Raw genomic sequence first — 11,994 nt, forward strand, 5'->3', positions numbered from 1 at the left:
ACTCCCTCGTTGATGAAAACTGATTGTTAGCCTATTAGAATCCGTTGCGTAAATATCCGTAAATAGTTTCCAAAAATTGATCGAACGTAAGCGTTTCAGGACTTGGATCGTCGCTCGTCGTTTGTCCCGGAAGCAGCACATTAAGTTTTCCGTCAATTAAGGGAAGTACAGTTCCGTAAACCGAATTTATAAGCAGATAAGTATAGACCTCGTCATACTTACCATTTGACAAGTGCAACAATGTTTTTTGTGCTCCAGTTTGCGTAAGATGTATTGCTCTTAGATAATGGGGCTCGAGAGCTGGGAATTTTCGGGAAAGTAAAGAAAGCTCACGCAACCTCCCTATAAGCTCAGATGTAAGTTGCATCTTAATTAGTTGATATAAGGTATCCAGCAGGGAGGCATTATCAGGAATTTTGGTGAGCAATTCTTCATACTCATTCGTGTTCCGTACGGTAACTGCTCCCATCGCAACTGCCTCTTCCTTGCATGTGAAATAGTTTGCGAAAGTTCTTCTGGAGTAGCCAGCTTTTTGCACGATATCTTCAACAACAAAACCGTCTAACCCATGTTCAAGTGCAAGTTCGAATGCCGCTTCAGCTAGCGCTTTTTCAGTGGCTTCTTTTTTGAAATCTCTCAACGTTTGTTTAATCATAATTTTATGTATACACCTCCCATATGGCTGTTATTGTGGTGAAGATTAGGATTAATGACTATATACTAATGTAAACTTGCCCAAAGTGCAAACTTTCTCATTGGGCAAGTTTAAGCTTTGGGATCTGCTTATAGAAAACTCTTAGCTGTTACACACCAGAAAACAGGAAATAAAAATAGAATAATTTCTCTTTATCAACAGATGAAAAGAGTACATAATTACAGACGACCTCATTAACTCTAGAAATATTTTGTGAGTATTATAAATGATCTTTTTCAAAGAGGGGAGTTCGTTATATGTATGGAATTCTGGCTGTTTCCGGCCTGTCTTTTCTTCTGGTGGCGGTGTTTACGCCTCTATTAATCTGGACGCTGCATCGACTGAGGTTAACGCAGCCGATTCGTGCCGAGCTTCCAGCAGATCATCAGGCCAAACGGGGTACACCACTAATGGCAGGGTTGATCCTGCTTATCGGGATAGCGATTTCGCTGCAGTTTCAACCTGGGCCTCTAATGTTACTCTTATGCGTTACGTTTTTGTTGTTTAGTTCAGTCGGATTTTTGGATGATTTCAAAAAGGCTTTTTGGCAAAATCCATCCGGCATCAGCGGCCGCTCAAAACTAGTGCTTCAATTTCTTTTTACTGGAATTATATTATATGTGTTGTTCCATTCGTTCGGCCTGACGAGTGATATCGAGTTATTTAAAGGGCAAAATCTGCAGTTGCCTGTGTACCTTTATGTGGCCATCATTTTGCTGTTTGTGGTCGGCTCCGCGAATGCCATCAATTTTACAGATGGTCTCGATGGGCTATTGATCAATGTTGCCATACCGTCGTATTTTTTCTTTTTTATGATTTCGGACAAACCTGAAGTGCAGACATTTTCACTTGTTATGATCGGTTGTCTGCTAGGGCTTTTGCTTTACAATATTTATCCTGCAAGAGCGTTTATGGGCGATACTGGATCACTGGCCATCGGTGGCTCCCTTTCCGTTCTGGCTGTCATTGAAAAGGTTGAGCTCTTGCTTCCGATTTTATTTTTCATTTATTTTGCGGAGCAGTTGTCGGTCATTTTACAAGTTTGGTACTACAAACGGACGAAGCTGCGGCTATTTCGGATGGCTCCGATCCATTACCACTTCAGCTTAAAATACGGATGGAGTGAGAACAAAATCGTGATGATTTTCGGTTTCATTTCGTGGGTATCCGTACTGCTGTGCTGGTTGATATGGAAATATTTAATTCACTAAACGAACAATTCGATACGAAACATGACTCTACATAATGTTATTGCAACAACTAGACATCGGCATCTTTTGTATTTACAAATCCATAAAAGTAGATATAATGGAACACATGGAACCTTTATTGATATTCAAAGCGTTGTCTAACGAGACTCGCAGTCAAATTATGATGTGGCTAAAAACTCCCGAGGAATTTTTTGATGAAAAGCCTTATTTACAACAAGGCCTAAAGTTTCAAATTGGGATTTGCGTGGGAGATATTCAAGCTAAAGCGGGGCTTGCACAGTCGGTTATTTCGAGCTATCTATTGACCATGCAAAAAGCTGGTTTGCTGGAATCTGAGCGAATTGGGAAGTGGACGTATTATCGTCGAAACGAAAAGACAATTCAAGAGTTTTCCGATTATATTAAAGAGAAACTATAGGAGAGAGGAGGGAGGGCTTTTTTTTGATAATACATATCTACAAATCTGAATATGTAAATATAAATGGAGGATTATTTTAAAATGAAAAAGGTTAACCCTTTACTTATTATTATTTTGGCTTTAGGCGTATTTGGCATTATTACAACGGAAATGGGGATTATAGGTGTTCTGCCACAGGTAACTCAAAAATTTAATATATCAACTTCTCAGTCTGGATGGCTTGTAAGTATATTTGCTTTAGTTGTTGCTATTTCAGGTCCATTTCTGACCTTATTGGCTTCTGGAATTAATCGTAAAGTAATTCTATTAACTGCTGTACTTATTTTTGCAATTTCAAATATTGTTTATGCGTATACGACCATGTTTGAAGTAATGCTGATTTTCCGTATTATCCCTGCTATTTTTCATCCCGTGTTTTTTTCAGTTGCACTTGTTACCGCTGCCCAACTTGTCCCTCCGGAAAAGAGCACCAAAGCAGTTACAAAGGTTTTCGCCGGAATAACGGTCGGGTTTGCTTTTGGTGTGCCTTTAACTTCTTATCTCGCGGACAAAATTTCGTTAGAAGTCGCTTTTCTATTTGGAGCTGTCGTAAGTATAATTGCCTTTTTAGGAATACTATCTTGGCTTCCTTCCATGCCAGTTAAAGAAAAAATGTCATATGGTAAACAACTTGGTATTTTACGCAAACCCCTATTGTGGTTAAATATTGTGGCAGTTATTTTTATCTTTGCAGCTATGTTTTCTGTGTACAGTTACTTTGCTGAATATCTTGGGCAGGTAACACATATGAACGGGTCATGGATTAGTATCATGTTGATGGCCTTTGGGATAATCATGATTTTTGGGAATTTTTTATTTGGAAGCCTTTTGCATAAAGGCATTACAAAGACCGTTATCATGTTTCCATTGTTATATGCGGTAACTTACTTATTCGTATATTATCTAGGTTCTTATTTCCTTCCGATGGTTGTTATCATAATCATTTGGGGGGCAGTGCATTCCGGCGGACTGATTGTCAGTCAAGCATGGTTAACGACCGAAGCGAAAGAAGCTCCCGAATTCGGTAACAGCTTGTTTATCTCATTTTCCAACCTTGGAATTACTATAGGGACTGCTATCGGTGGCTGGTTTATTTCTCATGCAGGAATACAGCAACTCATCTGGATCGGAATTATGTTTTCCCTGCTTGCTTTCTTATCGATCATAATCAAAATAAAGATTTCCAAATTAAACGGGGTAGAGTAAAGGCGAAACAGCGATAGCCAAGTATCTTTTTTCTGGTACACGGCTGTCGCTGTTTTCTATGATTAGTAGTACAGTCTTGTGTTTTTAAGTTTTTTAATTTATTTTTAATAGACCCCATGAAATTACATACGTGTATAAGAAAGAGGTTATCAATGAATAAGATTTATCTAGTAAAAAGCTTTCTAGCTATCACACTCTTACTTGGAACAACAACTGCCTGCAACTTAGCCGAGCAGATTACTTTAGAGCCAGTTCCAACGATTACGGCTGATTCCAGTTCTGGATTGGGTTCTACGCCAGACAATACAACAGAGGACAACAAACGTTTAATAGATGCAAAGGTAACACGAGTAGTCGATGGTGACACCATGAAGCTGACTATAGGAGGAAAAAAGGAAACCATTCGTTTATTGCTGGTTGATACTCCAGAGTCAGTGAATCCGAACATCCCCGAACCACAGCCCTTTTCGCTAGAAGCTTCTGATTTCGCCAAAAAGATGCTTACGGATAAAGATGTACAAATTGAACTTGATGTATCGGAGCGGGACAAATATGGCCGCCTACTTTGTTACCTCTATATAGATGGGAAAATGTTCAATGAGATTCTGCTAGAGCAGGGTTATGCACGTGTAGCCTATGTATTTGCACCTAATACAAAATACGTAGATCAATTTCGAGCGATTCAGGATAAGGCGCGAGAGCGGGGAATAGGTATTTGGAGCATTGAAAATTACGCACAAGACAATGGTTTTCATGTGCAGAAAAAGAAATAAACTTTAATTAGCTTAGGATATTTGAGCCTATTATAAGAAAGGATGTAGTTTTTTGAGCGATTATATTATGGAGTTAAGAAAGCTGGTAGGTACCAGACCCCTTATAATGGCAGGTGCCTGTGTTTTATTGTGCAGCAATCATCAATTATTATTACAACGTAGAACGGACAACGGATGCTGGGGTTTGCCAGGTGGCTCGATGGAGCTTGGGGAGACTTTAGAAGAGGTCGCTAAGAGGGAGCTTTTTGAGGAAACGGGCTTAACAGCCAAAGGTCTTGAATTGTTCGACATGTTCTCTGGAAAAGATCTTTATTATAAATACCCGCGCGGGGATGAAGTATATAATGTTGTGGCTGCGTATCTATGCACAGACTTTGATGGGGCGCTAAAAGTAGATGGAATTGAAGTGCAAGAATTGCGTTTTTTTAATTATGCAGAATTGCCAAGCGAGCTGTCTCCTCCAGATGTTCCCGTCATTAAGAGGTTTTTGGATCGTTTTGTGAAGTGATGTCGGATGGTATTCAAAAGATTAAAGAGGGCTGCCTAGTGGTAGCCCTTTCTTTAGTTTATTTTGGCCATTTCCTCGGAAGTTTCAGTACAACCACGAATTTTTCTGTTGAAAATAACTATAGAAGCAGTGTTGACTTCGTCAAACTATTGGAGTAGTCTGTATCCAAGACCCAAACTATTGCAATAGTGTAAGGAGATGATTTAAATGACTATTAAACTTTTTGATTCGGAACTTAAAGTAATGGAAGTGTTATGGAAAGAAGGAGATAGGTCTGCCAAACAAATTTCTGATATTTTGAAGGCTGAGATTGGTTGGAATATGAATACAACTTATACTGTTATCAAAAAGTGTATTGGTAAAGGTGCAATTGAGCGCTATGAACCTAATTTTATGTGTCATGCGTTAATTGCTAAGGTGCAGGTACAAGAAATGGAGACAGATGAGCTGATTGACAAGGTGTTCAATGGTTCTGTCGACAAGTTATTTGCATCCTTACTGGGGCGTAAGAAATTATCTGCTCAACAGATTGAGAAGCTCAAACAAATCGTCGATAACGTTGAATGAGGTGATGGCCTATGAGCACCTTTATGAATATGAGTTTTACTGCTGCGGTGATGATCGTGGCTATTATTGTCATTCGATCGCTGGTCATCAATAAGCTGCCTAAGAAAACCTTTATGGTGATATGGGGGGTGGTTGTATACAGACTACTGATTCCCTTTTCTTTGCCGTCACCATTTAGTATTTACACATGGGTTGATAGTTTACCTTTGAATAATTCGAACAATGTGACTTTCGTTAATCCGTCCTCCCCTCTAACCTTACCCATGAATCTAGTAGGTTCGACTTCGACGTCTGAGGTTCAGTCGATTAATAACCATTTGTCTTTTGCTATCTCGTCTATCTTAGTCATTTGGATAATGGGTATGGTTATTTCCGCATTGTACTTCATCATCACTTATGTGAAATGTCGAAGAGAATTTCATGCTTCTTTGCCTGTTGATCATCCAGTTGCTTTGAAGTGGCTAGATGAACATAAGTTGACTCGCACGATACAGATCCGGCAATTGGATTTAATCCGTTCACCCCTAACCTATGGAATTAAGCATCCAGTAATCCTACTGCCGAAAAATACAGACTGGAGTAATATTGAGCAGATACAATACATTCTTATGCACGAACTAGTACATATTCGACGATTCGATCAGATAACGAAGCTGATATTAACAGCTGTTCTCTGTGTTCATTGGTTTAATCCGTTAGTGTGGGTCATGTATATGCTGGCTAATCGTGATATTGAACATTCCTGTGATGAAACGGTTGTGCGATCATTTGGCGAAACAACGAAAAGAGCTTATGCGATGTCTCTTATAACAATGGAAGAACGAAAGAATAAGCTAAACCCTTTAAGCAATCATTTTTCAAAAAATGCGATTGAAGAAAGGATTATGATGATTATGAAGATGAAAAAAACGACCACCGCTGCGACTGTTCTAGCCATTGTCTTAGTTGTTGGTGCTACGGCTGTTTTTGCAACCAGTTCAGCGAAGTCTGTTGGCTTGAACACGAATCAAGATTCATCTGTGTTGACTCGTGGGGACAATGATAATATTCAGTACTCAACGAATGGAGGAAAGACATGGATGAACCAAGTGGAGTATGAAGCAAAATATCCCGTTTCAGATGTAGAATGGTGGACTTATGATGAATACAAAGCTTGGCTCGAAGATGAAAAAATAGAACTCCCAAAAATAATTGGAGGAAAAGCGTGGACCTCGGGAGATGGGTGGTTCACATGGACACAGAAGCGTGTGGATGATGTTATCGCTAGGTATGAAAAAAACCTTGCTGATATTAAGAACGGGACAAAAATTTCAAAGACCGTGAATGGTCAGGACGATATGATGTTGTCCTCTAATGCGACTGAAATAAGTACTTCTGTCTACAGTGAAACCATTTCGTCGGACAACGGTGAGGTTATCTCATTTGGCCCGTTTGACACGAAGGAAGAGCTTCTTGCTAAGGTTAAACCTTACTGTGAGCAACAAGTCAAGCAAGGAAATATGACGCAGAGGGAAGCGAAAGAGATACTGAGCAAATACAATTAAGAAGAATCCAAGAGTGTGTTGTCACATAAATGTTAGATTCCTGCTTAACTTCGATTTCTAAAGCGTCACCCTTCCCGCAGAACGTTAATAAGATGAACAATGAAACATGACATCAGCCCGGAAAGGTGTGCGATTATGGACGGAACAATCCTGAATTTCTTTGCTGGCGGTAACACAGCTCACGGCTTCTCTAACCTCTATGAGTCGTCATTGCAAGGTTTAACACGTTTGTTTGTTTTAAAAGGAGGCCCCGGTACGGGGAAAACTAGAATCATTCGAGAAATTGGAGATCTTCTGGCTCAACAAGGTTATGAGATCTGGTTAATTCACGCAGCGTCAGATAATGATTCACTCGACGGAGTGGTTATTCCTGAATTAAAAGTAGGAATTATAGATGGTACGGCTCCACGGGTCATTAAGCCAGAATTGCCTGAAGAGGCCATCATACATGTGAATTTGGAGCAGGCCGTCGATACGCTCCAGTTAAGCCAGCGTTGTGTTGAGATCGACAGCTTAGTTGATCAGTACACGGAAGAGCATGAACTAGCTTATTCAGGCTTTGCTGAAGCACTCCGCATTCATGACGAATGGGAAGCGATTTATATTGCGACAATGAATTTCCAAGCCGCTGATGAGCTGACTCAGGAGTATATTCAACTTCTGTATGGTGATCAGAACTTCGAAAAAGTAAGCCGGGTGGATCACCGTTTTTTAGGTGCAGCTACGCCTAAGGGTGCAGTGGATTTTGTACCTAATTTAACCGCAGGGCTAAAAAGATATCTTGTAAAAGGTCGCGCGGGTTCCGGTAAATCTACACTTTTAAAAAAATTGGCGGCTGAAGGAATAAAACGTGGTGTCGATGTTGAGATTTACCACTGTGGTTTCGATCCGAACAGCCTTGATATGATTATCGTACGCGAGCTTGGGTTTGCTATTTTTGACAGCACAGCTCCGCATGAGTATTTCCCTGATCGTGCCACCGACGAGATTGTTGATATGTATTCACGGTGCATTCAGCCAGGTACGGATGAAGCTTTTGCCGAAGCCATCGCAAGTATTAAAGAGCGATATTCCAGCACCATGAAACAATCCATTCAACATCTGACAGATGCCAAAGTATTTTTGGATGAGTTAAAGACAATCTATGCCGCAGCTACAGATTTTGACCATGTAGATCAGATTAAATCACAAATTCAACAAGAAATCAGCGGGATTATGGAAAGTCCTCAGGAGGTTTAACCTTCATTAAAGATCGCTCTCTTAGCGGGCGGTCTTTTTTCTATGTCAAGAAATTGGTATGGTACATACGCACCCATGCGGTTATTTCCACCAGAATTGTATCCAAGTATGCTCTCTCTAGGGACAACGATAAGGGAGAGAGAAACTTATGAGTGATCAGAAAGTGATGTTTAGAACGGGTCTTAAGGATTCTGTAGCTATTGTTGCAGGATTTATTCCTGCTTGTTTTACGTTTGGATTGGTCGGTAAGGGATTAGGCCTGGGGAGTCTGGAAGTGTTCTTATTGTCAGCGCTCGTATTTGCGGGAGCCAGCCAATTTATTGGCGTGAAAATGCTTGCTGCTGGGGCCGCCGCTCCAATGATCCTGCTGCTTACGTTGATCATTAATTTAAGATATTTGTTTATTAGCCTATCTTTTGGGAGTCAGCTTGACCGTACAATCAATCCGCTGGCCAAAGTCTGGATTGGGTTCAGTTTAACAGAAGAAGTGTACGCTGTTAGTATGATCCCCCGCAATCATTCAAAAGAAAATATAACTCTTCCATATTTGCTGGGTCTACAAATTCCTCCGTATATAGCAAATTTACTGGCAACAGCTGCGGGAATATCGCTGGCATCCTACATTCCGGCTGTATACTTACCTGCTTTGAACACCTCATTATATGCCTTACTGATAGCACTAATAGTGCCACAACTAAAGGGAAGCATTCAGAATTTGGCCATATGTTTAGCAGCGGCGGGTTCTTCATGGCTCCTACATCCCGTACTTGGAAACTCCTCGATACTTGCAGCTATGTTAATGGGTATGGCAGTAGGCTCCTTATTTCGAGAGCAAGCTGAAGTAGAAAAGGAGGTATCCGTATGACTATTCTGATCATTATCGGGATGGCAATCCTTACATTTTCATTTCGTTTTGTACCTTTGCTGCTGACAAAGCATACGAATGGCTCTTCCAAAGTCCAAGCTTTGTTGGAATATTTGCCTATCGCGGTTCTTAGTGCTTTAACGGTTCCTGGGATATTTCAGGTGGACGCAGATGACAATCTTGTAGGTATCGCTTCGGGTATAGTCGCTGTTATACTGGTATTAATTAGGAAAATACCGCTGTTACTCGTGATCTTAGGTGCTGTTTCTGCAGCACTAATTGTAAAAATCCTTACTATGAACCATTAAGAAAACCCGGATTAGAAGGGTAGGAAATCTTATGAAGCATGAATTGCTGATTACTCTCGATAAACAAAGACCCATTCCATTAAGCCGTCAAATTTATGAGCAGGTTCGTAATGCTATCCATTCAGGAGCTTTAAGTGGGGGGGATTCACTGCCTCCATCAAGGACTTTGGCTAATCAACTGGAAGTATCCAGAAGTGTAATTCTTCAATCCTACGAGCTACTACAAGCAGAGGGTTATCTGGAGATGAGAAAAGGGGCAGGAACCTATATAGCGGGGCTGCCGGTGGAGGAGAAAGACCCCCAGGATTCTGAGAACCCTTACAATTTTATAACGAAAGGTCCTGATTTCCTTACACTCAATCCTTCTTCTATTATAGAAAACGACTTGAACACAGTATTATGTAATTTTCGGCACGGTGTACCTGCATGGGACGCTTTTCCAATGGATCAGTGGCAAAAAGCATTAATGAATGCCTGTCGTCGTGCATCTCCTGATACTTTGGGTTACGGCCCGGTCGAGGGCTCTTTGGGACTACGCCAAGAGATTGCACGTTTATTACGGTCCACACGTTCGATGCCCGTGGTTCCGGAGCAAATTGTGATTACATCTGGGGCTACGCAGGCATTGGATATATTATCGAGAATTTTTGTTTCAAAAGGTGATCATGTTATTGTTGAAGATCCATCACATAACGTTGTGCGGGAGATTTTTTCGTTCGCTGGAGCGGTGGTTACACCCATAAGGGTTGACCTAGAGGGTATTTCTGTAGATGAGCTTCAAGTAAGCTGTGATACCATCAAAGAAGGTCCTCATAAAAAACCAAAACTAGCTTATGTCACTCCCTCGCATCAGTTTCCTTTCGGGGTGACCCTGTCGATGAAACGAAGAGTGCAGTTACTGGAATGGGCCAAAGCCAATCAAGCTTTTATTATTGAAGATGATTATGATAGTGAATACAGGTACGAGGGTCCGAAGCTATCATCACTTGCTGGACTAGATATTGACGGTAGAGTAATTTATGTAGGCAGTTTTAGTAAAGTGTTATTTCCTTCTCTGCGCATAGGTTATGTTGTATTGCCTCCGACTTTGATTCAACCTTTTTTGGCGGTCAAATGGATAACAGATCGTATGTCTTCTGCTCTGGATCAGGAAGCGTTGGCGGAATTTATTCAGAATGGACATTATGCAAGGCATGTTACGCAGATGGGGAAACTTTATGCTGCCCGCAGGGCTTGTCTAGTAAAAAGTTTGGATGCTGAATTTGGCAGTCGTGTACGCTATTATGGGGAAGAGGCGGGTCTTCATTTATTAATTGAACTGGAATCCAATGCCGAAGAGCATCGCATAGCTGAATTGGCGTTACGATATGGAGTTCGGGTCTATCCTGCGTCTTCTTATTTCGTGGGCAGTAAACCTCAAGGTCCTGTCTTTCTACTTGGTTATTCTAATCTCACCGAGAATCAGATTAAGATGGGTGTGAACCGCTTGATGTTAGCTGAAACGGAAGCGGCAGTTAGTACTAGAACTTAATCGAAAGCGATAGAATATCTAATTCTGGAGGTTTTTATGAAACGGTATATGATAGGGATTGATCTTGGCGGAACCAATATTAAAGCAGGGATTTACGATACTGATTTTATAGCTGTAAAAGAAAGATCTATACCAACAGAGGCTGCTAAGGGCCCAGCCCATGTGTTGGGACGGATTAGAGAAGCAGTACGTTTAATCACGGATGAAGCGAATATTCCATTAGATCTGGTAGAAGGAATGGGAATCGGAGTGCCAGGATTACTTGATCCAGTAACGGGAATTTCTTTTTTCTCACCGAATTTTCCGGATTGGGAGCTTGTACATGTTGTAGATGAGATGAAAAAATTCTATGACTTTCCTACTTTTATTGATAATGATGTTAGGGCTAATCTTTATGGTGAATGGCAACAAGGTGCAGGAAGAGGGTATAACAATCTGGTTCTGATTACCTTGGGAACGGGATTAGGGTCGGGTATTGTGAACGACGGAAAAGTGATCTACGGTACGTCTTATAGCGCTGGTGAAATTGGGCATATGAATATGTACAGGAACGGGCGTCCCTGCAAATGTGGAAGCTCCGGTTGTTTGGGGCGATATGTGTCCGCGATTGGCATGGTGAATACTTTTAAAGAGAAGCTGAAAGAAGGTCGAACAAGTATTATTCAGACTTGGACTAAGGATCAAGTTGAGCAAATTACCGCGTTAATGATATCTGAGGCTTACGAACTTGGAGACGCTCTCTCTATGGAAGTAATGCAGGTGACTGGAACTATACTTGGATTTGGATTAGCGAATGTTGTGAATATCCTCAACCCGGATCTTATTATTGTAGGTGGGGGAATGGCAGCGGCGGGAGATAAATTGCTCCAACCTGTAAGAGAGACTGTGCATCAGCATGCGTTGAAGCTATCAAGCAGTAAGTGTAAAATTGTTCAAGCAGAGCTTGGGAGTCGAGCAGGAACTATAGGTGCGGCCTCTTATGCGTATAGTAAACTGCAAGATGCAGGGAAATTAAACTTTGCTTAGTGTTATTTGTTTTTTTACATGAAATGGAACCAGATCGAGCCGCCCGGAATACAACTGTATAAAAC

General features: G+C 41.1%; 13 protein-coding genes. 12 read left to right on the top strand and 1 reads right to left on the bottom strand.

Annotated elements, in window-relative coordinates:
* Positions 1 to 34: 34 nt before the first annotated feature.
* Complete coding sequence (locus NSQ55_RS13510) at positions 35 to 655, bottom strand: TetR family transcriptional regulator (protein WP_076126175.1); 621 nt, start codon at positions 653 to 655, stop codon at positions 35 to 37.
* Between the two features lie 296 nt (positions 656 to 951).
* Here NSQ55_RS13510 and mraY point away from each other — a divergent pair, with 296 nt between their 5' ends.
* The 12 genes from mraY to NSQ55_RS13570 all read left to right on the top strand — a co-directional run bounded on the left by mraY (position 952) and on the right by NSQ55_RS13570 (position 11,929).
* Entirely contained in the window at positions 952 to 1,905 is a 954-nt protein-coding gene (gene mraY, locus NSQ55_RS13515; RefSeq protein WP_076183800.1) for a phospho-N-acetylmuramoyl-pentapeptide-transferase, read from the top strand.
* A 106-nt stretch (positions 1,906 to 2,011) separates the two neighbouring features.
* On the top strand, positions 2,012 to 2,323 hold the full coding sequence (locus NSQ55_RS13520; RefSeq protein WP_280752997.1) for an ArsR family transcriptional regulator: 312 nt from the start codon (positions 2,012 to 2,014) through the stop codon (positions 2,321 to 2,323).
* A gap of 81 nt (positions 2,324 to 2,404) precedes the next feature.
* Complete coding sequence (locus tag NSQ55_RS13525; protein WP_339173916.1) at positions 2,405 to 3,568, top strand: MFS transporter; 1,164 nt, start codon at positions 2,405 to 2,407, stop codon at positions 3,566 to 3,568.
* 152 nt (positions 3,569 to 3,720) lie between these two features.
* Positions 3,721 to 4,341 (top strand): thermonuclease family protein, encoded by a 621-nt coding sequence (locus NSQ55_RS13530; RefSeq protein WP_076126181.1) that lies wholly within the window; start codon positions 3,721 to 3,723, stop codon positions 4,339 to 4,341.
* Positions 4,342 to 4,408: 67 nt separating this feature from the next.
* The gene (locus tag NSQ55_RS13535; protein ID WP_339174510.1) at positions 4,409 to 4,849 is read left to right on the top strand and encodes an NUDIX hydrolase; all 441 of its coding nucleotides are present in this window, start codon (positions 4,409 to 4,411) and stop codon (positions 4,847 to 4,849) included.
* Between the two features lie 207 nt (positions 4,850 to 5,056).
* Entirely contained in the window at positions 5,057 to 5,416 is a 360-nt protein-coding gene (locus NSQ55_RS13540) for a BlaI/MecI/CopY family transcriptional regulator (RefSeq protein ID WP_076126183.1), read from the top strand.
* Positions 5,417 to 5,427: 11 nt separating this feature from the next.
* Positions 5,428 to 6,960: a M56 family metallopeptidase gene (locus NSQ55_RS13545; protein WP_339173921.1), complete on the top strand. Its 1,533-nt coding sequence runs from the start codon at positions 5,428 to 5,430 to the stop codon at positions 6,958 to 6,960.
* A gap of 135 nt (positions 6,961 to 7,095) precedes the next feature.
* Positions 7,096 to 8,199 (top strand): PRK06851 family protein, encoded by a 1,104-nt coding sequence (locus NSQ55_RS13550; protein WP_339173924.1) that lies wholly within the window; start codon positions 7,096 to 7,098, stop codon positions 8,197 to 8,199.
* Between the two features lie 148 nt (positions 8,200 to 8,347).
* Positions 8,348 to 9,064, top strand: coding sequence for an AzlC family ABC transporter permease (locus NSQ55_RS13555; RefSeq protein ID WP_339173927.1), 717 nt, complete (start codon positions 8,348 to 8,350; stop codon positions 9,062 to 9,064).
* Positions 9,061 to 9,372: an AzlD domain-containing protein gene (locus NSQ55_RS13560; protein ID WP_036686713.1), complete on the top strand. Its 312-nt coding sequence runs from the start codon at positions 9,061 to 9,063 to the stop codon at positions 9,370 to 9,372. The genes NSQ55_RS13555 and NSQ55_RS13560 overlap by 4 nt, the downstream gene beginning before the upstream one ends.
* A 31-nt stretch (positions 9,373 to 9,403) precedes the next feature.
* Positions 9,404 to 10,903 (top strand): PLP-dependent aminotransferase family protein, encoded by a 1,500-nt coding sequence (locus tag NSQ55_RS13565; RefSeq protein ID WP_280752836.1) that lies wholly within the window; start codon positions 9,404 to 9,406, stop codon positions 10,901 to 10,903.
* A 36-nt stretch (positions 10,904 to 10,939) separates the two neighbouring features.
* Positions 10,940 to 11,929 (top strand): ROK family protein, encoded by a 990-nt coding sequence (locus tag NSQ55_RS13570; protein ID WP_339173935.1) that lies wholly within the window; start codon positions 10,940 to 10,942, stop codon positions 11,927 to 11,929.
* Positions 11,930 to 11,994 lie beyond the last annotated feature (65 nt).

It is taken from the genome of Paenibacillus sp. FSL H7-0943, from assembly GCF_037963265.1.
Lineage (GTDB): Bacteria > Bacillota > Bacilli > Paenibacillales > Paenibacillaceae > Paenibacillus_AQ > Paenibacillus_AQ odorifer.